This is a genomic window from Pseudomonas sp. PS01270 (genome assembly GCF_029959775.1).
Lineage (GTDB): Bacteria > Pseudomonadota > Gammaproteobacteria > Pseudomonadales > Pseudomonadaceae > Aquipseudomonas > Aquipseudomonas atacamensis.
The window spans coordinates 47,283-71,255 of the sequence record NZ_JASCPT010000002.1; the positions used below are offsets into that span (position 1 = coordinate 47,283).

21 protein-coding genes and 1 pseudogene are annotated in these 23,973 nt (G+C 56.9%); 13 read left to right on the forward strand and 9 right to left on the reverse strand.

What is annotated here, in order from left to right:
• The first annotated feature begins 2 nt into the window (after positions 1 to 2).
• The 6 genes from QMX86_RS00970 to QMX86_RS00995 are packed head-to-tail and all read left to right on the forward strand — an operon-like array spanning position 3 to position 7,105.
• Positions 3 to 1,445, forward strand: a complete 1,443-nt coding sequence (locus tag QMX86_RS00970) for a mannose-1-phosphate guanylyltransferase/mannose-6-phosphate isomerase (RefSeq protein ID WP_073470835.1) — start codon at positions 3 to 5, stop codon at positions 1,443 to 1,445.
• Positions 1,446 to 2,243, forward strand: coding sequence for an ABC transporter permease (locus QMX86_RS00975; protein ID WP_282381453.1), 798 nt, complete (start codon positions 1,446 to 1,448; stop codon positions 2,241 to 2,243).
• Positions 2,243 to 3,496, forward strand: a complete 1,254-nt coding sequence (locus tag QMX86_RS00980) for an ABC transporter ATP-binding protein (RefSeq protein WP_273527424.1) — start codon at positions 2,243 to 2,245, stop codon at positions 3,494 to 3,496. Before QMX86_RS00975 ends, QMX86_RS00980 begins: the two co-directional genes overlap by 1 nt.
• Positions 3,493 to 4,860, forward strand: coding sequence for a glycosyltransferase family 1 protein (locus QMX86_RS00985; protein WP_282381462.1), 1,368 nt, complete (start codon positions 3,493 to 3,495; stop codon positions 4,858 to 4,860). The genes QMX86_RS00980 and QMX86_RS00985 overlap by 4 nt, the downstream gene beginning before the upstream one ends.
• Positions 4,844 to 5,974 carry a glycosyltransferase family 1 protein gene (locus QMX86_RS00990; RefSeq protein WP_282381467.1) on the forward strand — a complete coding sequence of 377 codons (1,131 nt, stop codon included), beginning with the start codon at positions 4,844 to 4,846 and terminating at the stop codon, positions 5,972 to 5,974. The genes QMX86_RS00985 and QMX86_RS00990 overlap by 17 nt, the downstream gene beginning before the upstream one ends.
• On the forward strand, positions 5,975 to 7,105 hold the full coding sequence (locus tag QMX86_RS00995; protein ID WP_280036297.1) for a glycosyltransferase family 4 protein: 1,131 nt from the start codon (positions 5,975 to 5,977) through the stop codon (positions 7,103 to 7,105). It abuts the gene before it with no gap.
• Between the two features lie 7 nt (positions 7,106 to 7,112).
• Here the strand turns inward: QMX86_RS00995 and QMX86_RS01000 are convergent, their stop codons facing one another.
• From QMX86_RS01000 to QMX86_RS01010, 3 genes are all read right to left on the reverse strand, one after another.
• Positions 7,113 to 7,739, reverse strand: coding sequence for a glutathione S-transferase (locus tag QMX86_RS01000; protein WP_282381485.1), 627 nt, complete (start codon positions 7,737 to 7,739; stop codon positions 7,113 to 7,115).
• Between the two features lie 104 nt (positions 7,740 to 7,843).
• Positions 7,844 to 8,770, reverse strand: coding sequence for a LysR family transcriptional regulator (locus QMX86_RS01005; RefSeq protein ID WP_041476539.1), 927 nt, complete (start codon positions 8,768 to 8,770; stop codon positions 7,844 to 7,846).
• Between the two features lie 754 nt (positions 8,771 to 9,524).
• The gene (locus QMX86_RS01010; protein WP_151550863.1) at positions 9,525 to 10,085 is read right to left on the reverse strand and encodes an arsinothricin resistance N-acetyltransferase ArsN1 family B; all 561 of its coding nucleotides are present in this window, start codon (positions 10,083 to 10,085) and stop codon (positions 9,525 to 9,527) included.
• 939 nt (positions 10,086 to 11,024) lie between these two features.
• On the opposite strand from QMX86_RS01010, the gene QMX86_RS01020 reads away from it, so the two are divergent.
• The 6 genes and pseudogenes from QMX86_RS01020 to arsH all read left to right on the forward strand — a co-directional run bounded on the left by QMX86_RS01020 (position 11,025) and on the right by arsH (position 15,581).
• Entirely contained in the window at positions 11,025 to 11,987 is a 963-nt protein-coding gene (locus QMX86_RS01020) for an arsenic resistance protein (RefSeq protein ID WP_151550861.1), read from the forward strand.
• A gap of 292 nt (positions 11,988 to 12,279) precedes the next feature.
• Positions 12,280 to 12,689 (forward strand): annotated as a pseudogene (locus QMX86_RS01025) (arsenate reductase ArsC).
• Positions 12,686 to 13,042 carry a metalloregulator ArsR/SmtB family transcription factor gene (locus QMX86_RS01030; RefSeq protein ID WP_151550860.1) on the forward strand — a complete coding sequence of 119 codons (357 nt, stop codon included), beginning with the start codon at positions 12,686 to 12,688 and terminating at the stop codon, positions 13,040 to 13,042. The pseudogene QMX86_RS01025 and the gene QMX86_RS01030 overlap by 4 nt, the downstream one beginning before the upstream one ends.
• Positions 13,043 to 13,068: 26 nt before the next feature.
• Positions 13,069 to 14,352, forward strand: coding sequence for an arsenic transporter (locus QMX86_RS01035; RefSeq protein ID WP_151550859.1), 1,284 nt, complete (start codon positions 13,069 to 13,071; stop codon positions 14,350 to 14,352).
• A 15-nt stretch (positions 14,353 to 14,367) separates the two neighbouring features.
• Entirely contained in the window at positions 14,368 to 14,838 is a 471-nt protein-coding gene (locus QMX86_RS01040) for an arsenate reductase ArsC (protein WP_151550858.1), read from the forward strand.
• Between the two features lie 29 nt (positions 14,839 to 14,867).
• On the forward strand, positions 14,868 to 15,581 hold the full coding sequence (gene arsH / locus QMX86_RS01045; RefSeq protein ID WP_151550857.1) for an arsenical resistance protein ArsH: 714 nt from the start codon (positions 14,868 to 14,870) through the stop codon (positions 15,579 to 15,581).
• 94 nt (positions 15,582 to 15,675) lie between these two features.
• Here arsH and QMX86_RS01050 read toward each other — a convergent pair whose 3' ends face one another.
• From QMX86_RS01050 to QMX86_RS01075, 6 genes are all read right to left on the reverse strand, one after another.
• A complete protein-coding gene (locus tag QMX86_RS01050) occupies positions 15,676 to 16,038 on the reverse strand; it encodes a copper-binding protein (protein ID WP_151550856.1) in 363 nt (120 codons plus the stop codon).
• The gene (locus tag QMX86_RS01055) at positions 16,035 to 19,193 is read right to left on the reverse strand and encodes an efflux RND transporter permease subunit (RefSeq protein ID WP_151550855.1); all 3,159 of its coding nucleotides are present in this window, start codon (positions 19,191 to 19,193) and stop codon (positions 16,035 to 16,037) included. The genes QMX86_RS01050 and QMX86_RS01055 overlap by 4 nt, the downstream gene beginning before the upstream one ends.
• Positions 19,190 to 20,671: an efflux RND transporter periplasmic adaptor subunit gene (locus QMX86_RS01060; protein ID WP_151550854.1), complete on the reverse strand. Its 1,482-nt coding sequence runs from the start codon at positions 20,669 to 20,671 to the stop codon at positions 19,190 to 19,192. Before QMX86_RS01060 ends, QMX86_RS01055 begins: the two co-directional genes overlap by 4 nt.
• A complete protein-coding gene (locus QMX86_RS01065; protein ID WP_151550853.1) occupies positions 20,668 to 21,924 on the reverse strand; it encodes a TolC family protein in 1,257 nt (418 codons plus the stop codon). The genes QMX86_RS01060 and QMX86_RS01065 overlap by 4 nt, the downstream gene beginning before the upstream one ends.
• Positions 21,925 to 22,023: 99 nt before the next feature.
• The gene (locus tag QMX86_RS01070) at positions 22,024 to 22,365 is read right to left on the reverse strand and encodes a hypothetical protein (protein ID WP_151550852.1); all 342 of its coding nucleotides are present in this window, start codon (positions 22,363 to 22,365) and stop codon (positions 22,024 to 22,026) included.
• A gap of 188 nt (positions 22,366 to 22,553) precedes the next feature.
• Positions 22,554 to 23,186: an antitoxin Xre/MbcA/ParS toxin-binding domain-containing protein gene (locus QMX86_RS01075; protein WP_256675390.1), complete on the reverse strand. Its 633-nt coding sequence runs from the start codon at positions 23,184 to 23,186 to the stop codon at positions 22,554 to 22,556.
• 227 nt (positions 23,187 to 23,413) lie between these two features.
• Between QMX86_RS01075 and QMX86_RS01080 the strand changes: the two genes are divergently transcribed.
• Complete coding sequence (locus tag QMX86_RS01080) at positions 23,414 to 23,962, forward strand: 3'-5' exonuclease (RefSeq protein ID WP_151550851.1); 549 nt, start codon at positions 23,414 to 23,416, stop codon at positions 23,960 to 23,962.
• Positions 23,963 to 23,973: the final 11 nt, after the last annotated feature.

Sequence of the window (23,973 nt, forward strand, 5' to 3'; positions counted from 1 at the left end):
CCATGCTGATTCCGGTGATTCTGTCCGGCGGTGCCGGCACCCGTTTGTGGCCGGTGTCCCGCGAGGGCCACCCCAAGCCGTTCATGACCCTGCCCGACGGCCAGTCGCTGCTGGGCAAGACCTACCAGCGTGCGGCGGCGTTGCTGGACGGCTGGGGCGACATCGTCACCGTGACCAACCGCGAGTATTACTTCCAGAGCAAGGATCACTACTGCGCGGCGCATGTGTCGCGCCATCGCGGGCACTTTCTGCTGGAGCCGAGCGGGCGCAACACCGCACCGGCGATCGCAGCGGCAGCACTGTCATTGCAGGTGCTGCATGGTGACGACGCAATCATGGTGGTGATGCCGGCGGATCATTTGATCGTCAATCAGGACGCCTTGAAGAGTGCGGTCGAGCACGCAGTGAATCTGGCGAAGGACGGTTATCTGGTGACCTTCGGCGTAGTTCCGACCGCGCCGGAAACCGGCTTCGGCTACATCGAGACCGGTGCGCCGCTGGACGCCAGAGGCGCGGCCAAGGTGCAGCGTTTCGTCGAGAAACCCGACTTGCAGACCGCCACGCATTACCTGGAGAGCGGCAACTTCCTGTGGAATTCGGGAATGTTCTGCTTCACCACCGCGACGCTCATTACCGAACTGCAACTGCACGCACCCGAGTTGCTGGAACAGACCCGCGCCTGCATGGCCGTCAGCGCACCGGTCGAAACGGTCGGCTGCCTGCAACAGGAGTTGTCACCGGCCCTGTTTGCCGAAATCACCGACATCTCCATCGACTACGCGCTGATGGAGCGCTCGGAAAAAGTCGTGGTGGTACCTGCCGGTTTCGACTGGAGCGACATCGGTTCGTGGAACGCGGTCGCCGCGCTGATTCCCGCCGACGCCGACAACAACCGCGCCAGCGGCGAAGCGATCTTCATCGACAGCCACAACAACTTCGTGCAGAGCGAAGGCCGGCTGGTGGCGACCGTCGGTGTGGATAACCTGATCATCGTCGACACCGCCGATGCGGTGCTGGTGGCCCATGCCGACCGTGCACAGGATGTACGCCGCGTGGCCAAGCAACTCAAGGACAAGTCCCACGAAGCCTATCGCCTGCATCGTACTGTCAGCCGTCCCTGGGGCACCTACACCGTTCTGGAGGAAGGCCCGCGTTTCAAGATCAAGCGCATCGTGGTCAAACCCGGTGGCAAGCTGTCTTTGCAGATGCATCATCATCGCAACGAACACTGGGTAGTGGTCGAAGGCATGGCCAAGGTCACCAACAACGGTTCCGGCACGACCCTGGTCGCCAAGAATGAATCAACGTTCATTGCTGCCGGCCACAAGCATCGCCTGGAGAACCCCGGAGTGATCGACCTGGTCATCATTGAAGTGCAAAGCGGCGAATATCTGGGCGAGGACGATATCGTTCGCTTCGAAGATCAATACGGCAGGACGGTCTGAATGCTGCTTTCCCTGTACCGCTCGCTGTACAGCTACCGTGGGTTCATCCTCGGCAGCGTGCAGCGCGAGTTTCAAGCGCGTTATCGCAACTCGCTGTTCGGCGCGCTATGGCCGATCTTCAATCCGCTGTCGATGATCATCGTTTACACGGTGATTTTTTCGCACATCATGCGCGCCCGTTTGCCCGGGGTAGCTGACGGCATGGCTTACAGCATCTACCTGTGCGCCGGCCTGTTGGCCTGGGGGCTGTTTTCCGAAATCACCCTGCGCAGCCAGAACATGTTTCTCGACAACGCCAACCTGCTGAAGAAAATCAGCTTCCCGAGGATTTGCCTGCCGGTGATTGTGTTGATAAACGCCGGGATCAACTTCGCGATCATCATCAGCCTGTTTCTCGGGTTTCTGCTGATCACCGGGCGCTGGCCGGGAATGGCTTTACTGGCACTGATTCCGCTGATTGCTCTGCAAATGATGTTCTGCGCCGGGCTGGGCATGGTCCTCGGCGTTTTGAACGTGTTCTTTCGCGATGTCGGTCAACTGTTCGGCATCTGTCTGCAGTTCTGGTTCTGGCTGACGCCGATCGTCTACCCGATCACCATCTTGCCGGAGTGGCTGCAGAGTCTGCTGCGATTCAACCCTCTGACAAACCTGATTGCAAGCTATCAGAATGTCTTCCTTTACGGCCAGTGGCCAGCCTGGAGTTCACTATTGCCGGCATTCATGATCGGCGCGGTCTTCTGCGCAATCGGACTGCGCCTGTTCCGCCAGCGGGTCGGTGAAATGGTGGATGAACTCTGATGGGACATATCCGTGTTACCGGGCTGGGCAAAGCCTACAAACAATACCCCAGTCGCTGGAGTCGTCTGGCCGAATGGCTGATTCCCTTTTCCCGATTGCGGCACAACCGGCACTGGGTATTGAAGGACCTGACCTTCGAAATACCTGCGGGCCAGGCCGTGGGCATCGTCGGAGTCAATGGCGCAGGCAAGAGTACGCTGCTGAAGATGATTACCGGCACGTCCCGACAAACCTGCGGCACCATTGAGCTGACCGGCCGGGTCGCCGCATTGCTGGAACTGGGGATGGGCTTTCATCCTGACTTTACCGGCAGGCAAAACGCCGTGATGGCCGGGCAATTGCTCGGCATGCAACTTGAAGAAATCAACGCCTTGATGTCGCAAATCGAGAGCTTTGCGGAAATCGGCGAGGCGATCGATAAGCCGGTGCGTACATATTCCAGTGGGATGCAGATGCGTCTGGCGTTCAGCGTCGCCACCGCACGCCGCCCCGATATTCTGATCGTCGACGAAGCATTGTCTGTCGGGGATGCGTATTTCCAGCACAAGAGCTTTGAGCGCATCCGCAGCTTTCGCGAGGCTGGCACAACCTTGCTGATCGTGTCCCACGACCGCTCGGCGATTCAGTCGATCTGCGATACCGCGATCTTGCTTGATGGTGGCCGTCTGGCCATGCACGACAGGCCTGAAGCCGTAATGGATTATTACAACGCTCTGCTCGCCGAGCGCGAGGGCCAGATAGTGCGCCAGGAAATGCTCAGTGGCGGCCACGTGCAGACCGTGTCGGGTACCGGTGAAGCCGGCATTGTGCGGGTGCGCCTGCTCGACGAATCCGAGCGCTTGATCGAGGCCGCCGAAGTCGGCCAGCCAGTGGTCCTGGCAGTGGACGTCGAGGTACGTCAGGACATCGAGAGGCTGGTGCTCGGTTTCATGATCAAGGATCGTCTCGGCCAGCCCATGTATGGGATCAATACCCATCGCCAGAACCAGGCGCTGGAAAATCTGCGCGCCGGTGAGCGCATCAACTATCGCTTCGCGTTTGTGATGGGCCTTGGAAAAGGCAACTATTCCGTAGCGCTGAGCCTGTCGAGGCTGGACTCGCATCTGGATCGAAACTTCGAATGGCGTGATTTCGGTCTGGTGTTTCATGTCATCAACAATCGACGCGAAGATTTCGTCGGCTGCTCATGGCTGAATGCGCAGACCACAATCAGCCGTCATACCGAAGTCGGCCACGTCGAGCACACACCATGACCCGGCTGCTGGTCGAATGCACTCACGTATTCAGACATCCGAAGGTCAATTCGGGGATCCAGCGCGTGGTGCGCAACGTCATCAAGCAGCTGCCCGCCAGCGCTGACGGCGTTGAGTGCATGCCGGTGGTGGTGATCAATCGCCAGCTCTACCGCGTGCTGCAACTGGCGCCACTCGATACACCGTTCTGGAACAGCCTGGAAACCTTCGGTGAACGCTTGGAGCGCCTCGCCCATCGTTTCTGGCAGTGGCATCAGCGCCGCGATGCGCTATGCACGTCGAAACTGGCGCGGCGGCTCCTTTATGTCAGCTATCGGTTGACCCAGTTTGCCGTGCTCGGCCTGCCGATTCGGCTGGTCAGACGGATCAATCGCAGGCAGCTGCTTAAACGTTGCTCGCCGCTTCAACACCACCCGGGCGATCAGCTGGTGCTGCTGGATTCATCCTGGCACTCGGACTTTTTCGCCCATGTCGAGCAGCTCAAACGCGACGGCGTCGGCATGATCGCGGTGATCTACGACCTGATTCCGCTGACGCATCCGCAGTTTTACGACACGCGTCTGGTCGAAGTTTTCAATGAGTGGTTCGACTGGATTACCCACACGGCCGACGGCTACATGGCAATTTCCGCCACGGTGCGTGATCAGGTGCGTGGTGAATTGCAACGCAGAATCGGTGCCGAGCAGACTGAAAAGCGCTGGTTCGATCATTTTTATCTGGGGTCCGAGCTCGACCTGCATCACGGCGCGGCAACGATCGAACCACGCCTCAAGGATCTGTTCTTCGGGTCCGAAGCGGTTTTCCTGATGGTCAGCACTATTGAGCCGCGCAAGAACCATGGGTACCTGCTCGACGCCTTCGAACGCGCCTGGGCTGCCGGCTCGACGGCACGCTTGTGCATCGCCGGACGTATCGGCTGGAAATGCGACGCGCTGCTCGAGCGAATCCGCAATCATCCGGAACTGAATCGGCGCCTGTTCATGTTCAATGACCTGAGCGACACCAGCCTTGAATATGCATACGCGCACGCCAGTGCGCTGGTCTTCCCCTCGTTCGTCGAAGGCTTCGGCCTGCCGCTGGTGGAAGCCATGCAGCGCGGTTTGCCAGCGATGGGTAGCGACATCGCGGTATTCCGCGAAATCGGTGGCGAGTTCATGGCGTATTTCGATCTGCTGGATCCACAAAGCCTTGCCGATCTGATCGAAACCTATCAGCGCAGCGGACAGTTTCCCGCCGCCCGCGACGTCGCTGGCTGGCGCTGGATCGGCTGGCGCGAGGCCAGTGAGCAGTTGGCGACACGCAGCCTTGCCCATGTTCAGCAGGCCCCGCGCGTGCAAGCGAGGCCGCATGCGCATTGCTCTTAACGCCCGCATCCTGCAAGCACCGCGCACCGGCATTGGCCACTACGTCGCCGAACTGGTCAACGCCTTGCACAGCGAACCCGATGTGGACGTAAGCCTGTTTCACGGATGGGGCTGGAGTTCGGCCCTGCCGGCCGCAGCCATGCCCGGCTACTCGCGCATGACGCCATTGCTGCGGCAAATTCCCGGGGCTTATCAGGCACGCCGCTGGCTGGAGCAGAAACGTTTTGATCAGGGGCGTGCACAAGGGCTCGATCTTTATCACGAGCCGAGCCTGTGGCCCCTGGCCTTCGACGGCCCGACCGTGATCACCCTGCATGATCTGACGCACCTGCATTTTCCAGAAACCCAGCCACCAGCACGTTTGAGGGAAATCGAACGTCGTCTGGCCGCCGGCGTGGAGCAGGCGCGGGTCATTCTGACCGATTCGCAGGCGATCGCTGACGAAGCGCAGGCCTACTTCAATCTCCCTGCACAGCGATTCGTGGTGGCGCCGTTGGGTGTGGCCGAACGCTTCCGTCCTCGGCCACTTGAGGAAATCGACAGTGTGCTCAAGGCTCACGCCGTCCAGGCACGGGAATATTTCCTCTGTGTCGGCACCCTCGAGCCACGCAAGAACCTGAGCCTGGCGTTGCAGGCCCACGCCCTGCTGCCAGACGCTGTGCGCCAGCGCTTTCCCTTGTTGATTGCGGGCATGGCCGGCTGGCAGCGCGAGCAGTTCAGCGAGCCACTACGCCAGGCATTGGCCAGCGGCCACGTGTGCCTGCTCGGCTATCTGCCCGATGAGCAATTGGCGCAACTGTTGGCCGGCGCCCGGGCGCTGGTATTTCCATCATTGTATGAAGGCTTTGGCTTGCCGGTGCTGGAAGCCATGGCCAGTGGCACGCCGGTGGTGACCACCCGTTCTTCGGCGATGCCGGAAGTGGCCGGTGCGGCTGGCAACTATATTGAAGCGGACGATGCCGAGGGCCTGCGCGATGCAATGAGCCGTCTGCTTGACGACTCGCTGCATTGGCAGGCCTGCCGCGAAGCGGGATTGCAGCAAGCAGGGCTTTTTTCCTGGAAGCGTTGTGCACAGGCTACGGCTGGTGCCTACCGCCAGGCCATGGGAGGTTGAATGCGCGTTCTTCATTTCTTCAAGACGTACCTGCCCGATTCGGTCGGCGGCATCGAACAAGTCATCTTTCAGTTGTGCGAAAGCGGCGCCCAGCATGGCATCGATGGGCAAGTGCTGACCCTCAGCACCAATCCGACGCCGCCTGTGGTGCAACTGGGCCAGCACGAAGTACATCGGGCGAAGCTGGATATTCAGTTCGCCTCGACCGGTTTTTCCTGGAGCGTGTTCAAGCAGTTCCGTGAGCTGGCCGCCGAAGCCGACGTGATCAACTATCACTTCCCGTGGCCATTCATGGATCTGGTGCATTTCGCCAGCGCCGTGAACAAGCCGAGCGTGGTCACCTATCACTCGGACATCATTCGCCAGAAGCATCTGCTCAAGCTCTATCGGCCACTGATGAATCGCTTCCTCGCCAGCGCCGACCGCATCGTTGCTGCATCGCCAAACTATCTGCACACCAGCGATGTCCTGCAGCAGTTTCAGGACAAAACCCGCGTTATCCCCTACGGCCTGAATAAAGCAGGTTATCCACAGCCCGATACCGAACGCATGAACCGCTGGCGCCAACAACTTGGGGATAAGTTTTTTCTGTTCGTCGGGGTGATGCGTTATTACAAGGGCCTGCACATCCTGCTCGACGCGCTCAAAGACATCGATTATCCCGTGGTGATCGTCGGTGCCGGTCCGCTGGAGCAGGAACTGCATGCACAGGCCGCCGCGCTGGGCCTGCGCAATATTCACTTTCTCGGCCGTCTGAGTGACGAGGATAAAGTGGCGCTGCTGCAATTGAGCTACGCGATTGTCTTCCCTTCGCACCTGCGCTCCGAGGCTTTCGGGATTTCGTTGCTCGAAGGCGCGATGTACGGCAAACCGATGATCTCCAGCGAAATTGGCACCGGCACCAGTTTCATCAATATCCACAACGAAACCGGGCTGGTGGTGCCACCGAGCAATCCACAGGCCTTTCGTGAAGCCATGCGTACGCTTTGGGAAAACCCTGAGCGTGCTGCCGAGATGGGGGTCAAAGCGGAAGCGCGCTATCGGCAGCTGTTCACCGCCGATGAGATGGGTCGCAAGTGGACAGAGCTGTATCAGGAACTGCTGGCTGAAAAGGCTCTGTCCTACGCTTGAGTGGAGGTCACGCGGTTTTCTGCAACCCGGCCACCGTGCGCGGCATAGCGACAAAACCCGGCAAGGCTTCGATCCGTGTCAGCCAGGCGCGAACGTTGGCGTAGTCATCCAGCGAGACATTGCCCTCCGGCGCATGTGCGATGTAGCTGTAGGCAGACACGTCAGCGATGGTCGGCTCTTCGCCCGCCAGATATGCAGTTTTGCCCAACTCCAGTTCCATGACCTTGAGCAGGTTGTGCGCACGGCCAATGACTTCCTCGGCATTCAGTTGCGCACCAAACACCGTGATCAGGCGTGCCGCCGCCGGGCCAAATGCAATCGGTCCCGCCGCTGCCGACAACCAGCGCTGCACATGCGCTGCGCCCACCGGGTCGGCCGGCAGCCAGCGTCCGTTGCCATATTTCTGCGCCAGATAAACCAGAATCGCGTTGGAATCAGCCAACACCACGCCATTGTCATCAATCGCCGGCACTTGGCCGAAGCTGTTGATCGCCAGGTACTGCGGCTGCTTGTGCTCACCCTTGGCCAGATCGACGAAGATCAGCTCGGTCGGCAGTTGCAGCAGCGACAGCATCAACTCGACACGGTGGGCGTGGCCGGAACGGGGGAAGTTGTAGAGTTTGATCGCTTGCATGGTCGACTCCGCTGAAAAGTGACGTCGCTACGGGAATGAGCGCGCCGATGGAGTCATCATCTATGGGTTGCCGGAACAACAGAATAACCAGCCGCTGCAATCGATTATTTCATCTCGTGCAATAACGCCGCTGCGCTCAAGGCCGGATGCTCGCGCAGCGCCTTCACGGCGAAGTCGACAAAACTGCGGATCCGCGCCGGTGCCTTGCGCCCGCCCTGATACACCACATGAATCGGCAACGGCGGCAATTCAAACTCGGCGAGGACGATTTCCAGCTCGCCCGCTGCGACCTTGTCCGCCACTTGATAGGACAGCACTCGCGTCAGGCCCAGGCCTTTGCGCGCAGCGGTGATCGCCGACTGATTGGCCGTGACGGTCAGGCGCGGTTCGGTGCGCACACTGAGTGCTTCACCGCCGTCGAGAAACGGCCAGTTGCGTTGCTGACCGATCGCCGACGTCGCCACCACCGGCAGCCCGGCCAATGCCTGCGGATGCTCCGGGCGGCCATGTTCAGCCAGAAACCCCGGCGAAGCGCAGATTACCCGCCGCACTTCCCCAACTCGGATCGCATGCTGATTGCTGTCCGGCAGCTCACCGATGCGTACCGCGACATCAATGCCCTCCTCGACCATGTTGACGACCCGGTCCAGCAACAACGCGTTGATCGACACATCCGGATAACGACAAAGGTAATCGGCCATCACTGGCGTCACGAACAGATCGCCAAACAGCACCGGCGCAGTAATCGTCAACTGCCCGCGCGGCAAGGCATGGCTGCCCGCCGCCGAATCCTCGGCCTCCTGCACCTCAGCAAGAATCCGCCGGCAGTCATCGAAATAACGCTGCCCGGCTTCGGTGAGATGCACGGTGCGCGTGGTGCGCACCAGCAGCTGCGTACCGATATGCTGCTCCAGCGCCGCCACCGCCCGGGTGACACTCGCCGCCGACAGGCCCAGACGCCGCGAAGCCGCCGAAAAGCCTTGCTCCTGGGCGACAACAACGAAGATCTGCATTTCCTGAAAGCGGTCCATGGGATTCCTCGGCGGCGGATACGACAATCGCAGCCGAGGCTGCGATTGTGGGAGAGCTGGTTACCAACAACATAGTTTGACACAGACCCTCGCGTAAATCGGGGCCTGTAGGATGATCCGGGATAACAACAACAGCAACATAGATTGACCCAAATGGGCTGTGCTCCAAATGCAGCGTCCAATTGTTCACAACATAGTTTGACACGAACAGCTTGAGTAAGCAGCCAGGAAAAATTGGCACATGAGCTGTGGTCTCAGCACAAGCTCAGTGCGATGTCTAAATTTGTGCGCAACCTTCGGCCGGCTCTCATAAGCACATAAACCGTGTTTTTCGTCTCAAATAAACAGTTTTGGGAGAAGGAAACCTCCAGCGTCGATCTAACCCAATCACCCGGTGCAAAACGACCTTTGCTATCTTGAATAACGGTCAATGCGTAAACCAAGGCCGGGATAAGCCCTCTATCGGTGATGGCTGTTCGCTGACGTGTAGTAACTTCTAGGTCCAAGATTACCCAATCAGCAACAAGGCAGTATGGACGGGAAGGAAAATGCCGATTTGCGAGTGCCACTGCGTCTGAGCCAGTGAGTGGGCACCCGTTTATGTTCTCGCCTGCGGAAAGCAGCGAGGTAAACGCCGCCAAATTCATTCATTCCTCCCGCCGGTCGGTAAACCGACTCGAACCTAAATCATTCCTAAGCATAGCTCTCAGCTAACAGCCTGGTACTGATTGCGACGAATAGTAGTCAAGTCATCTCATACTATTGTCCCTCTGCTCCCCCTTATCTCATTGAACGGGATGATCTCTATTGGGGGCATCACAGCACAAAGCGGTTTACGCCAATAACCCACGCTGTGCCATTGGCCTCGCTTGAACCCAACCTCCGGGTAAGTGCCGATGTGGGTGAACCCGAGCGCTTCATGAATACCTATGCTTCCTGCGTTGGGTAGGGCAATGCCGGCATAGGCTGCATGAAACCCCTGTTTCTCTAAGACTGATAGAAGCTGCTTATAAAGCGCGCGGCCAACCCCTTTTCGTTGCACTACCGCGGCCACATACACGGTAACATCCACCGACCAACGATAGGCCTCTCTCGCTCGATGCGGGCTTGCATAAGCGTATCCAACGACCTTGCTTTCCAACTCGGCTACCAGATAGGGATACGTCGGCAGTGTTGCGATTATTCGTGCAGCCATCTCATCGACAGTCGGAGGCGTCAGCTCAAACGAGATGACCGTGTCCAAAACCATTGGCGCATAGATAGCCTGGATGTCAGAGGCATCAGCGGGTGTTGCAACCCTCACTCTGTAATTCATGTCCTTCCTTGCTGTCCCCGTAAAAGTATAATTTGAACGGCTGTGGCACTTATGACTCAGCCCTTCAGAAGGTCGCATCAGTCCGCGTGCTCTCATCAAGCCCTCACCGGATCCACGAACCGCAGAGAGCAGCCTTCATCACGGAAGGGGAGCTTCTGCTCGTGGAGATCAGGCTGCGGGATATCCACGACGACGTCTTTACTACCATGCACCTTCGCCAAAACAGCACCGTTATCTGCTAAGAAAATGCTGCTGAATTAGTACGCTACTGCACCTCTTGCTCAAGTTTCTCCGATGGTCCGTTGAAGACGTTTCGAAGCAAAATCACCTTGAGCGGACGCACAGCTCGGTGAGATTTTCGTGTTCTTCAATTTAGATGGCAGCTGGCTTCTACTATGGTTTCCGACTGGGCTAAGAGCAGCAACCAGAGCGAGCCCCAGCAGCGGGTTCGAACATTGAATCAACAATCGTGCAATCTGGGGTGTTCGATCCTAAGCATGCTGACTCACACGTGCCTGCCATCGAGAGCAGCTCTATCCGGATCTGCTGGAGTTTAGCTACCTTCGACTCTACTTCTGCCAAGTGCTTCTTGACCACTGACAGTGCGTCAGCACACGGACGATCAGCATCCGCTGCGAGCGCGATGAGTTCCCGTATATCGTCGAGAGGAAAGCCTAACTCACGATTCTGACGGATGAACACGAGTCTTGAACGATGCTTCTCTGTGTAGATTCGGTGCCTGCCGGTCGACCGCAGGGCCGGCGGTAAAAGGCCTATTTTCTCGTAGTAGCGAATCGTCTCAATGTGGCAACCCGTTGATTTAGACAACGCCCCGATTCCTGACATGCGGATTCCCCAAGCATTTTCTTGAACCTGTAGTAGCTACAGATATTACCCTGCTCAATCGAAAATTGATTTCACGCGTTTTAAGGGCATTTCGTGGACAGAGAACAGCTAGAGAAGAACCAGATTCCGGTCTACTTCGTCGCGGTCATTATCGCGGCTATCGGAGGTCTGCTCGCACCTAATGCTTCTCAAGCGTTAGGTGCGTTGGTGACACCAACCATCGCTGTGCTGATGTACGCCATGTTTTTACAGATCCCTTTCCTGGATCTCCGTGAAGGGCTTGCAAACAAACGGTTCATGACGGCGCTGCTGACAGCCAACTTCGTCGCCATCCCCCTGTTGGTTTGGGCGTTGACCATGGGCCTAACGGATCACCCAGCGATTTTGGTGGGTGCACTGTTGGTCTTGCTGACGCCTTGTATCGACTATGTGGTGGTGTTTACCCATATCGGTAAGGGCGACTCCAAGCTGACTCTGGCGGCAACGCCATTACTACTCTTGCTACAGCTTGTTCTACTGCCCCTGTATCTGGCCTTCATGCTGGGAAATGACTCGGCTGTGGTTATATCTGTCGGCCCATTTGTTGAGGCCTTCGTAGTGCTGATCGCTTTGCCCTTGGTCTTGGCGGTAGCAACAGCTGCCGGTGCAAAAAGGTCACGCGTCGTTGAGGGTTGGAACAATGCTTGGGCTTGGATGCCTGTGCCGGCTATGGCGGCTGTATTGGTCGTAGTGATCGGCTCTCAGATTTCAGCGGTGGTCAGAGACATGGACAAGCTGCTGCCCGTCATTCCTGTCTACATCGGTTTCATGCTCTTGGCACCATTGGTTGGTGCGCTGGTTGCGCGAGCATTCAAATTGCCGGCCATCACTGCAAGATCAGTAGCGTTCAGTAGCTCGACACGGAACTCGTTGGTGGTTCTGCCCTTGGCACTTGCTCTACCGGAGGAAATCAGAGGGCTAGCGGCGGCGGCAGTCATCACCCAAACGCTGATTGAGCTAGTGAGCGAATTAATTTACATCCGGGCAATTCCTGCTTTTGTCTGGCGCAAAATCTAAATGGCTAGGTAAGCATTAGCCCAAGATACTCTGCATGATCAAACGGTCATCCTCCTGTGCGGCAACGACTTGATAATCTTAATCGCGCATTGCGTCGGCAAATTTAGCCAGCATGAAGTGGGCCAGCAGGCCCACTTTGCAGATGCCTTTCTCTAAGACGTGTGCGGGCGGCGTCTCGCTAACCTAGTGGAAAGGGTTAGGCACGCTCTCCTAGACACATTCGCTTTACCGTATATTCGAATTATCGTATATTCGATTTTCCGTATGCGGAAGAAGTGATCATAAGCCCCCCATCAAAGTGCTTTTTGTCTGCGTCGCCAATTCAGCTCGATCCCAGCTGGCTGAAGCATTGCTGAGAAACAGCGACCGCGTTTTCAAGCGTTCAGCGCTGGTACCGAACCCACTGAGGTTGATTCACAGACTATCGCGGCATTGGAACACGTCGGCGTTGATGCAAAGGCGCTACGCAGTAAGTCCATCGAAGAGTTTCGTGACGAGCACTTCGACTACGTGATCACCCCCTGCGACAAGTCTGCGCGTGAATGTCTGGCGATGCCCAAGGCAGGTGACGTGCTTGCCTGGGACTTTGAGGATCCAGTGAGCAGCTCCCACCCGGACGCCTTCAAACACGCCCTTCACGATATCCACGAACGCATCAAATTATTTGTATTGGTGAAAACCAAACACCTGGAGGCCTCATGAACGAGCCGATCACTCCTACCGTTTTGTTCAAAAGCTTGGCAGATGACACTCGAACCAAAATAACGCTACTCATCGCCCGCGAGGGAGAACTCTGTGTATGCGAACTGACCGCCGCTCTGGACCAGAGCCAACCCAAAATATCTCGGCACCTGGCGTTGCTGAGATCCTCGGGGTTACTAGCGGACCGCCGACAGGGCCAATGGGTTTACTACCGGCTCCATCCCGAGTTGCCGACCTGGGTCGTCGAAGTGCTCAAAGGTGTCGTCGATGCCAACCAGCATTGGTTGAACACAGAAACAAAGCGGCTCTGTGAAATGAATGATCGTCCAGTCAATCAGGCCGTGTGCGACTGATCCAACCTTCGAAACGAGTCGCCCGCATGCTAATCGCTCTACTCATTTTTATTTTCACCATCGTCCTGGTCATCTGGCAGCCCAAAGGGCTGGGTGTCGGCTGGAGTGCCTCATTGGGTGCCGCGCTTGCGTTGTTGAGCGGCGTGGTCAGCCTTGGCGATATCCCGGTGGTATGGAATATCGTTTGGAACGCCACGGCGACGTTCATCGCCGTGATCATCATCAGTCTGCTGCTCGACGAGGCTGGTTTCTTCGAGTGGGCAGCCCTGCATGTCGCTCGGTGGGGAGGTGGCAGCAGCCGCAAGTTGTTTGCCTTCATCATCTTGTTGGGAGCAGCTGTGTCAGCACTGTTCGCCAATGACGGCGCGGCGCTGATCCTTACTCCTATCGTGATCGCCATGTTGCTGGCCCTGCGCTTTTCCCCCGCAGCGACTCTGGCGTTTGTGATGGCCGCAGGATTCATTGCTGATACAGCGAGTTTGCCGTTGGTGGTTTCCAACCTGGTGAATATCGTTTCGGCCGATTACTTCAACATTGGATTCAGCGAGTACGCGGCAATCATGGTGCCGGTCAACTTGGTCAGCATCGCTGCAACGCTGGGAATGCTCCTGTGGTTTTTCCGAAAAGACTTACCCAAGACTTATGACCTGACACAGCTCCATGCCCCAGAGGATGCGATACGCGATCGCGCAACCTTCGTGGCAGGATGGTGGGTGCTGCTCGCGTTACTGGTCGGCTTCTTCGTTGTCGAGCCAATGGGTATCCCCATCAGTGGCATCGCCGCCGCCTGCGCATTGGTGCTCTATGTCATCGCAGCCAAAGGTCACGCCATCAACACCAGCAAGGTGCTCAAGGGCGCGCCGTGGCAAGTCGTGATCTTCTCGCTGGGCATGTACCTGGTGGTGTATGGCTTGAAGAACGCCGGACTGACTGACCACATTGCTCAATTGCTCAACGTATTCGCTGGATATGGCATTTGGGGGGCGTCGCTGGGTACAGGACTTCTGACCGCCGTGCTTTCTTCGATCATGAATAACATGCCAACTGTGCTCATCGGCGCGCTCTCGATCCATGCAACGGAAGCGACTGGTGTAGTTCATCAAGCCATGGTCTACGCGAACATCATTGGCTGCGATCTTGGTCCGAAAATCACTCCAATCGGCAGCCTAGCCACACTGCTCTGGCTACACGTGCTGGCTAAAAAGGACATCACCATCAGTTGGGGTTACTACTTCAAGACCGGTGTGGTGCTCACGCTTCCAATCCTCATTGCCACCCTGAGCGCCTTGGCTTTGCGCCTCAGCTTTTGATTCCAGGAGATCACGATGAAAGTCCTATTCATGTGCACCCACAACAGCTGCCGGAGCATCTTGTCCGAGGCGGTGTTCAATCACCTTGCTCCTGAAGGAATGGAAGCCGTCAGTTCCGGAAGCTTCCCAAGTGGCCGGGTAAATACGCGAGCGATTCAAACGCTCGAAGCTGCAGGGATCCCTACTGGCGGCCTTAGCAGTAAAGCATCCGATGCCTTTGAAGGGTCGCCACCAGACATCGTGATCACGGTCTGCGATCGGGCAGCCGGCGAAGCCTGCCCGATCTTCTTCGGCCCGGCGCTCAAGGCTCATTGGGGGCTGGCAGATCCTTCTGAAGCTACGGGATCTGAAGTGCAAATCGAGGCGGCATTCCAGCAAACCCTGAGCAAAATCCAAGAGCGGGTAAACGCCTTCATTTCGTTGCCTATCGCTACTTTGAGCTCAGAAGAGCTTAAAACTGAGCTAGCCCGCATCGGCACGTTGTAGACCATGTCCCGCTGGTGCCAGGAGTCACTATGAAAGACCATTTTCCAAACATTGAAGCAGATCTCATCGACGTCCCAAGCATGGAGCGACTCACTCCTCGTGAGCCGTCCACGCATAAACCGCGCATCCTTCTGATCTATGGGTCGACCCGCGAGCGTTCGTTCAGCCGATTGGTAACCCAAGAAGCCGCGCGGTTGTTGGAGCACTTCGGTGCGGAAACACGAATCTTCAACCCATCAGGATTACCACTGCCTGATGATGCTCCGGATACCCACCAAAAAGTCGCGGAACTCCGCGAGCTAATGCAGTGGTCTGAAGGACAGGTGTGGTGTTCCCCAGAGCGTCATGGATCGATGAGCGCCGTCTTTAAAGCTCAGATCGACTGGGTGCCATTGGCGATGGGCGCGGTACGTCCGACCCAAGGTAAAACCTTGGCAGTCATGCAGGTTTGCGGCGGCTCTCAGTCTTTCAACGTGGTGAATCAGTTGCGGGTACTGGGTCGCTGGATGCGCATGGTGACGATCCCCAACCAGTCTTCGGTGCCCAAAGCGTTTACCGAGTTTGACGAGAATGGACGTATGAAGCCTTCGTCTTACTACGATCGCCTGGTCGACGTGATGGAGGAGCTGATGAAGTTCACCCTGCTATTGCGTGACCGTCAGGAGTACTTGGTAGACCGTTACTCGGAACGCAAAGAGTCGGCTGAAGAGCTGTCGAAACGGGTAAATCAGCGCTCCATTTAAACATCTATCAAATAAACACTCAGGGTTACGTTGATGAAATGATGGTCGGTGACCGGCACCACGATGCTTGCCGGTAACCGACAGCATTAGTAACTCATTTCTTTATGGAGACGATCGTTCCTTTACCTCCCTCGACCCGAAAGGTGAATGACACACGATCTCCTACCTTCAACCCTGCCAATTGATCATCCGATACGGAAAAGGCCATGGTCATCGGCGGCCATTGAACAGCTGGGACGGCACCGTGAGCGAGTGTCACGGTATGTTTCGCAGGATCAATGGCCTTGATCGTGCCCTCGGCATCGGCGACAGCCATCTGCTTTGATTCCTGCTTTGATTCCTGCTTCATTTCCATGCCTTCCATACCGTCCATTTTCATTGCTGACGTGTCTTTTGCATGGGCAGCGAAAGAGAGCACAACCGCAGTGCTGGCAACTGTAATAAGGGTCAGTTTCATACGACATTTCCTTTCAGAATTACGGGTTTGCTAGGTAGATTTCGACGACGCATTAAGCGATAGGCCGCGGGGATGACAAACAGGGAAAGCAAGGGCGCGGTTACCATGCCGCCGACCATTGGCGCGGCAATTCGGCTCATCACTTCGCTGCCGGTACCACTGCCCAACAGTATGGGCAACAGGCCCGCGATGATGACAGCCACAGTCATAGCTTTGGGACGCACCCGCTGCACAGCGCCTTCACGAATCGACGCCACTAGTGCACGTTCAGAGTTATCGCCAAGGTCTACACGTTCGACCCAAGCATTCTTCAGGTAGAGCAGCATGATCACGCCGAACTCCGCAGAAACCCCGGCTAGTGCGATGAAGCCGACCCCCGTTGCCACCGACAGATTGAAACCGAGCAAATAGAGGAACCATGCCCCTCCAGTGAGAGCAAAAGGGAGTGTGGCCATGATCAACAAGGCCTCATCGAATCGAGCGAATGTCAGGTAAAGCAGCACGAAGATGATCAATAGCGTGGCCGGTACGACCAGCTTGAGTCGTGCGTTAGCTCTTTCGAGAAACTCGAACTGCCCCGAGTAGCTCAAGCTCATACCAGGCTGCAACTTGACCTGTTGATTGACGACCTGACGAAGATCGGCGACCACGGAGGCAATGTCACGACCACGTACATCGATGTACACCCAGCCCGAAGGCCGCGCGTTCTCGCTCTTGAGCATTTGTGGACCGTCAGTGATCTTGATTTTTGCCACAGTACCGAGGGTGATCTGGATGCCTGACGATGTGTAGATGGGCAATTGTTCCAAGGCTCTCGGTGAGTCACGCCACTCTCGCGGGTAACGGACGCTGATCGGAAAACGTGCGAGCCCCTCAACGGTCTCCCCGATATTTTCGCCTCCGATAGCACCGGCCACGATGGATTGCACATCGGCGATATTCATGCCGTAGCGGGCGGCTGCATTACGATCGATATCCACATCGATGTAGCGGCCACCGGTCAGGCGCTCGGCCAACGCGGAGCTGACACCGGGCACATTTTTGGCTGCCTTTTCAACCGCCTGGGTGACCGAATCGATTTCCGTCAGGTTAGTGCCGGCAACTTTCACCCCGATGGGACTTTTGATCCCTGTGGCCAGCATGTCGATGCGGTTGCGAATCGGGGGTATCCAAATATTGGTCAGGCCAGGCACGCGTACCACGCGGTCCAGCTCCTCTACCAATTTTTCCTGGGTCATGCCTGGGCGCCATTGCTCATGCGGTTTGAACTGAATCGTGGTTTCAAACATTTCCAACGGCGCTGGATCGGTAGCGGTCTCAGCACGACCGGCCTTGCCGAAAACGTGTTCAACTTCAGGGACTGTTTTGATTAGGCGATCGGTCTGTTGCAGCAGTTGTGCAGCCTTCTGTGCCGACAACCCCGGCAGGGCTGAAGGCATGTAGAGCAGATCCCCTTCGTCCAGTGGTGGAAGGAACTCCCCACCCAAGCGAAACATTGGCCATAGCGCACTGACAAATACCAACAGCGCCACCAGCAGAGTGGTTTTCGGACGACGCAGAACTGCGTCCAACGCGGGTTGGTAGATCCGTATCAACCAGCGGTTTAAAGGGTTCTGCTGCTCACTCGGAATTCGTCCCCGAATCCAGTAACCCATCAACACCGGCACCAACGTGACCGACAATCCCGCCGCTGCCGCCATGGCGTAGGTCTTGGTAAACGCCAGTGGGCCAAACAATCTTCCTTCCTGAGCCTCCAACGTGAACACCGGAATGAACGACAGAGTGATGATCAACAGACAAAAGAAAAGCGCGGGGCCGACTTCGGCCGCTGCATCGGTCATCACATGCCAATGCTGCTCACCCTTCAACTCCTGCCCAGGATGAGAGGTGTGCCAGGATTCTATTTTTTTGTGTGCGTTTTCAATCATCACCACTGCGGCATCGACCATGGCACCGATAGCGATAGCGATCCCACCCAAGGACATGATGTTGGCGTTGATGCCCTGGTATCGCATGACAATGAATGCAATCAACACCCCCACAGGTAGCGAAATGATTGCCACCAAGGATGAGCGCAGGTGCCAGAGGAAGATCCCGCACACCAGGGCAACGACGATGAACTCTTCCAGCAGCTTGTAACTGAGGTTGTCTACTGCGCGGTCGATCAGCTTGCTGCGATCGTAGGTTGTTACGATTTCTACGCCTGCTGGGAGACTGCTTTTCAGCTCATCCAGTTTGCTCTTCACCGCCGTAATGGTCTCGCGAGCATTCTTACCGCTGCGCAAAATCACCACCCCACCGACGGTCTCGCCTTCCCCGTCAAGATCAGTGATGCCTCGTCTCATTTCCGGCCCAAGCTGAATCGTGGCGACATCGCCAAGGCTTACAGGCACACCGCCTGATTCCAACTTCAGCGGGATCGTCCGAAAATCGTTGAGCGTCTTTAGATAACCCGAAGCTCGCACGATAAACTCGGTTTCGGCCATTTCCAGCACGGCACCACCGGTTTCCTGATTAGCCTTGCCGATGGCTTCAGTCACCTGTGCCTGAGTGATCCCGAGATTGGCCATCTTGAGCGGATCGAGCTGTACTTGGTATTGCTTGACCATGCCGCCCACGGTGGCCACTTCCGCAACATTGGGCAGCGTCTTGAGTTCAAACTTCAGGAACCAATCTTGAAGCGCACGAAGTTGCGCGAGATCGTGCCCACCAGTGCGATCCACCAGTGCGTACTGATAAATCCAGCCCACTCCCGTTGCATCCGGCCCCAATGCGGGCTTTGCGCTGGCTGGCAACCGGCTTTGTATTTGACTCAAATACTCCAGCACCCGAGAGCGAGCCCAGTACAAGTCCGTACCGTCTTCGAACAGCACGTAAACAAAGCTGTCGCCGAAGAAGGAGTACCCGCGCACGGTCTTGGCTCCAGGTACTGAAAGCATGGTGGTGGCCAGCGGATAGGTGACCTGATTCTCGACAATCTGCGGTGCTTGTCCCGGATAAGGGGTACGGATGATCACCTGTACATCGGAGAGATCCGGTAGTGCATCGATGGGTGTGCTCTGAACTGACCAGACGCCCCAAGCTGTGACGAAAAGTGTCGCCAACAGCACCAAAAAGCGGTTGGCGACTGACCACCGGATGAGCGCAGCGATCATGGCTGACCTCCCGTTTTATCTAGACGCTCGACACGCAATCCATCGTCGGTTTGGCTCACCGCGACCCGAACCTTGTCGCCCGTTTTCAGACCCTGAATCAGGGTCGGATTGGCAAGTGGAAACGTCATCGTCATGCCCGGCATGCCCAGTGTCTTGAAGGGGCCGTGGGCGAGTGTGACTTCTTTATCGTCGATTTCGACGATCTGCCCGTCTGCCTCATGCAAACCTGAGGCTGCTGCGATACGGGGTGGTTCGCCTGCTGAACTGGCCACGATACCCTTGAGACTGGCCTCCGAGTCGAGCAGAAATTGCCCCGAGGTAACTACCTTCTGACCTTCATCCAGACCTTTAACGATTACTGTCTTGCCACTGCTTTCCTGCCCGAGCTGCACTTCAACGGGGCGATAGCGGCCAGCATCTTCGGCTAGCATCACCAAGGCACGCCGACCCGTGCGAATGACGGCCTCGCTCGGAACCCACAACACACTCTGCTCAGTTGAGCTGCTCAAGCGCACTTGCGCCGTCAAACCGGGCCTTAGGCGGCCGTCTGGATTGGGTAGTTCGACCCGTACGCGCAGGGTGCGGCTGTCCGCATTGGTGTCCGGCAGAATTGTGCTGACAGTGCCATTGACCTTGGTCCCAGGGAAAGCCGGCAACTGCGCCTCGACCTTTTGCCCCTCGGCGATGGTGCCCGCGTCGGATTCAGGAACGGACACCGCCAGCCAGACACTGCTCAGACCATTGACTCGCGCCAGCGTCTCGCCCGCCGCGACGGTCATGCCTATGCGCAGGTTGAGCTCTTGCAGCACCCCGCCAATCGGGCTGGTCAGCGTCAGATAAGGTTGGATCTTACCGCTACGTTCGACCTGGGCAATCATTCCCGACGGCATTCCACTGAGCCGTAAGCGCTGCCGCGCAGCGGCGAGCAAGTCGCGATCACCGTTGTTTTTCAGGGCCAGGAACTCAGTCTGCGCCGCCGCCCACTCGGGCACCAGAATATCCGCCAGCGCCGCGTTGGCTTTCAGCTGATCACCGGGAGCATGCGCGTAGACCCGCTCGACAAAGCCAGGAGTACGAGCCTGGATAATCGCAACATCCCGTTCGTTAAAGGCGAGGATGCCGCTCACATCAAGGCTGGACGCAAACACTCCACGGCTGACCATCGCCGAGCGCAGACCGAGATTCTGCGCCACGCTCGGGTCGATGCTGACCGTCGCTTGATCGTTGCCGCCACTGGCGTATTGCGGGACCAACTGCATGTCCATGAACGGCGATTTACCCGGTTTGTCGAACTTCTGTTGGGGGAACATCGGGTCATACCAATACAGGGCTTTGCGTTCATTTGGCGCGTTGAGATTTTGCTCAGGCGAAGCGCTCGGCACTTCGCTGACGCGTTGAAGCGCCAGCCAGTAACCACCGGCGACGCCCATTGCCATTGCAAAGCCTGCCAACAACACCCCACTCTTTTTAAGGGTCATTGGCTGGCCTCTCCGTACGCAAAATACAGTCGTGCATTGGTCAGTGCTCGCTGTTCCTCCACTTCGACTTGTTTGAGGCGAGCCTCGATGAGTTCACGTCTGGCGGCGACAACCGCATTCAAATCGCCTTTACCGGCGCGATAGCTGGCCATGCTGAGTTCGACTTTTTCTTTGGCCAGCGGCAGCAGACTTTGCGCATTGCGCTGGACCGCACGATTGAGCCGTTCATAGTCAGCCAGTTCACTTTCCAGTTGCTCGATATGCTCGCGTGACAAGGCTTCGCGCTCGGATTCGAGTTGGTTGACTTCGGCTTCTCGGGCGGCAATTTTGGGGTTCTGCCGAGTCTGCGGAAACAACGGCAGATCCCAAGAAAGTTGCACGCTTACCATGTCGCCGAACTGCCGATCACGGTGTTGATAATCCACCTCCCAACTCCAGTCGGACTTTTTCTCCGCCTGCGCCTCGCGCACCTTGGCTTGCGCTTCACGGGTCATCGGCCCGTACGCGGCCAGCTCGGGATGATGTTGCAGTTTATGGGGCAAGCCTGACGTATCGATCGGCCACTGCGGAAGACTTCCCGCCGGCGTTGCGTTGGCGGCCGGACCAATCCAGCGTTTCAGCGCCGCGCGCGCTTGAGCACGCTGGCGTATCAGATCGTCCTGCTGCTCGGCCAGTTGCGCCGCTTCCTGCTTCGGTGTCACGGCATCGGCCGGTTGTGCGCGACCGCCGGCAATTTGCGCGCGGACGGTGTCGCTCAGCAGGCGGTTCTCCTTGTAGAAGTCCTGGAACAGCGCGTCTTTGCGCTCGATTGAATAGCTGCTTATCCAAGCCAGCGCCGTGGCTTGGCGCACGTTCAGGCGTTCAACCTGACGCTCAGCAGCGGCACGCTCAACCCCTGCGTTCGCCACCTCGATCCGCGCCCTCCGCTTGTCAATATTGGGCATGTCTTGCCTGACCCCGACCATTTGCATAGTCATGAAGTCATCATTGACGCTCCAGCGATCTGGGCCGCCGATGGGATAGTTCTGCAGACCAGCCAGCAACTTCGGATCAGGTAGCTCACCCGCTGGAATGGCCGCACTGCTGGCAGCCTGAATCTTTGCATCCTGTGCAGACAGCGACGGCGCGGTGTTTTCGGCCAGCCGCAAGGCTTCGTCGAGCGTCAGCGAGGTAGCGAAGCTCGGCAAGGCCAGTACGCTTGCCGCCAGGCCGGCCACTAGGGACCAACCTGTGCAAAAGCACTTGGGGTTCATGTTTGCGATTCCTGTGATGATCCGCTGCGCGCGTCAAAAGATCTGCGCACAGCCATGCCATCCCGTTAAAACAGGATGAGGTTCAATAACGGATAGGAATCAGACGCGGGGCGGTCGCCATACCCCGGACGGGGTGGACACAGAAACGGAATCACTGGAAAAGACCAGCACGACGGGGCTGAACAGTGTCACGGGCGGCTTGACGATCGAGACTTGCAGCATCCCGCCCGTCTTGCACTCCTGACCCGGTTTGCAGGGTTTCCCATGCTCGGTCGGGCTCTTCATGTCATTGCAACAATCCATGCCCATGTCGTCCATCATCGCCATGCCCATGGCTTTCATCGGGCACGGTACTGTCGGTGCCTGCACCCCCGCCATCCCGCTGAGGGGAAGCGCCAGGCTGATGACAAAAATAAGGCAAAACCGCAGGTAGCGTTTCATGGGGTTGGAGTGTAGCCGTCAGAATCGACGCGAACAATTAATTAGACACTGGCTTTCAGCTATCGCATGCAAGCCTCTTGATAACGCGCGATATAAGCCCATCAGCATTAAGCCTGCATTATTTTGTTTTGACGCAAGACGCCCTATCTCCAGGGAAAAGCGATTCTCACGAATAGGCTGCGGCTGGATTACGATGACATGCCCTCAGCCACCTGAATCAGCATTTCTTCGACTAGATGTGTGCCAATGGTTGTAGTGAGCATCGCCGATGGGCTCTCTCCCTCAAAACGGGCTTTGGGTTTTGAAAGCCATCGTTTGGCCTTCCCTTTGTCACCAAAGATCACCTCGGCCATGGCAGTAATGTGTCCAAACCGGAACAGGCGGTCGCTCTCATGCAACGTTAAGAGCTGATTGGCTGCCAATTTTTTTTTGAGCGTTTTGGGTTGAATGATTCTGTCGCGCTCTTCGTCGCTTAGGGTTCCATCATCACAGAGCACCTTGATCAGGCTGGCCGAGAAGCCAGCTACAATCACGTCGTGAATGTCCAGATCCGAAGCATTGACCGAGATATGAAGAAGCGCGTCCAGACGCGTGCGGTAAGCATGATAGACATCATGACGCAGGACGCCAGCAAACATTGGCCGCACTGATGTTGCGTTGTCCAGGGGCATCAGCACTAATGTGCCATTCGCTACCGTTAGCTCCAGGTCGTCCCCAACACCTAACCCCATTTGGTCAAGCAACTCTGGAGGTAGGTCAATGATGATGTCGCCAGTACCGTCCTCAGTATTCTGGCACTTGACTATCCAACGCTCGCTCATGATTGTCCGGCCCTCATCCGCGATTAGAGAATGACACACATCATTATGCTCGGGCGCAGAGCTGACCAAAGGAACGTGCACTCCTCCAGTAGACATGCACTGCCGCTGCTCGAACGCCGGATAGCGAGTAAAACAGCAAAAAATCGGTCAATGGCTTCGCCGCCTTACCACCGTCACATGGTTACGAGCTTGAGCGTGATCTGGCAACTACACGAAAAGGATATGACATGAACCCTGATGAGCTTTATGTTTCCGTCGACGTCGAGACTTCTGGACCTATACCAGGCGAATACAGTTTGCTTTCCATTGGAGCTTGCCTTGTAGATCAACCTGCCACGTCCATCTATCTTGAACTACGACCTGACAGTCCAAAACACGACCCAGAAGCACTCGCAGTATCGGGGCTGAGTCTGGAGAAGTTGGAGCGCGAAGGACTCACTCCGCAACAGGCGATGCTGACATTTGGTGAATGGCTGAAATCATCCTGCCAAACGGGGAAGAAGGTCATTTTCGTAGGACTCAATGCACCGTTTGACTGGTCATTCGTCAACTACTACTTCCATAAATACTTGGAAACCAACCCCTTTGGTTTTACCGCTATCGACATGAAGGCCTACTTCATGGGAGCTGTAGGTTGCAGCTGGCAGGAAACAAAATCATCCAAGATGACCGCTGCGCTGAAGCCGCTCAGCGAACCGAACCATAACGCATTGGATGATGCTCGCTTTCAGGCAGAGCTCTTCGCACTAATGCTGGCGGGTAAAGGTAACCGCTGACATGCCTTCCA

What these genes read in the sequence shown, in the direction of transcription:
- QMX86_RS00970 (WP_073470835.1), top strand. Translation starts at nt 3, where the DNA reads ATGCTGATTCCGGTGATTCTGTCCGGCGGTGCCGGCACCCGTTTGTGG.
- QMX86_RS00975 (WP_282381453.1), top strand. Translation starts at nt 1,446, where the DNA reads ATGCTGCTTTCCCTGTACCGCTCGCTGTACAGCTACCGTGGGTTCATC.
- QMX86_RS00980 (WP_273527424.1), top strand. Translation starts at nt 2,243, where the DNA reads ATGGGACATATCCGTGTTACCGGGCTGGGCAAAGCCTACAAACAATAC.
- QMX86_RS00985 (WP_282381462.1), top strand. Translation starts at nt 3,493, where the DNA reads ATGACCCGGCTGCTGGTCGAATGCACTCACGTATTCAGACATCCGAAG.
- QMX86_RS00990 (WP_282381467.1), top strand. Translation starts at nt 4,844, where the DNA reads ATGCGCATTGCTCTTAACGCCCGCATCCTGCAAGCACCGCGCACCGGC.
- QMX86_RS00995 (WP_280036297.1), top strand. Translation starts at nt 5,975, where the DNA reads ATGCGCGTTCTTCATTTCTTCAAGACGTACCTGCCCGATTCGGTCGGC.
- QMX86_RS01000 (WP_282381485.1), bottom strand. Translation starts at nt 7,739, where the DNA reads ATGCAAGCGATCAAACTCTACAACTTCCCCCGTTCCGGCCACGCCCAC.
- QMX86_RS01005 (WP_041476539.1), bottom strand. Translation starts at nt 8,770, where the DNA reads ATGGACCGCTTTCAGGAAATGCAGATCTTCGTTGTTGTCGCCCAGGAG.
- QMX86_RS01010 (WP_151550863.1), bottom strand. Translation starts at nt 10,085, where the DNA reads ATGAATTACAGAGTGAGGGTTGCAACACCCGCTGATGCCTCTGACATC.
- QMX86_RS01030 (WP_151550860.1), top strand. Translation starts at nt 12,686, where the DNA reads ATGAACGAGCCGATCACTCCTACCGTTTTGTTCAAAAGCTTGGCAGAT.
- QMX86_RS01035 (WP_151550859.1), top strand. Translation starts at nt 13,069, where the DNA reads ATGCTAATCGCTCTACTCATTTTTATTTTCACCATCGTCCTGGTCATC.
- QMX86_RS01040 (WP_151550858.1), top strand. Translation starts at nt 14,368, where the DNA reads ATGAAAGTCCTATTCATGTGCACCCACAACAGCTGCCGGAGCATCTTG.
- arsH (WP_151550857.1), top strand. Translation starts at nt 14,868, where the DNA reads ATGAAAGACCATTTTCCAAACATTGAAGCAGATCTCATCGACGTCCCA.
- QMX86_RS01050 (WP_151550856.1), bottom strand. Translation starts at nt 16,038, where the DNA reads ATGAAACTGACCCTTATTACAGTTGCCAGCACTGCGGTTGTGCTCTCT.
- QMX86_RS01055 (WP_151550855.1), bottom strand. Translation starts at nt 19,193, where the DNA reads ATGATCGCTGCGCTCATCCGGTGGTCAGTCGCCAACCGCTTTTTGGTG.
- QMX86_RS01060 (WP_151550854.1), bottom strand. Translation starts at nt 20,671, where the DNA reads ATGACCCTTAAAAAGAGTGGGGTGTTGTTGGCAGGCTTTGCAATGGCA.
- QMX86_RS01065 (WP_151550853.1), bottom strand. Translation starts at nt 21,924, where the DNA reads ATGAACCCCAAGTGCTTTTGCACAGGTTGGTCCCTAGTGGCCGGCCTG.
- QMX86_RS01070 (WP_151550852.1), bottom strand. Translation starts at nt 22,365, where the DNA reads ATGAAACGCTACCTGCGGTTTTGCCTTATTTTTGTCATCAGCCTGGCG.
- QMX86_RS01075 (WP_256675390.1), bottom strand. Translation starts at nt 23,186, where the DNA reads ATGAGCGAGCGTTGGATAGTCAAGTGCCAGAATACTGAGGACGGTACT.
- QMX86_RS01080 (WP_151550851.1), top strand. Translation starts at nt 23,414, where the DNA reads ATGAACCCTGATGAGCTTTATGTTTCCGTCGACGTCGAGACTTCTGGA.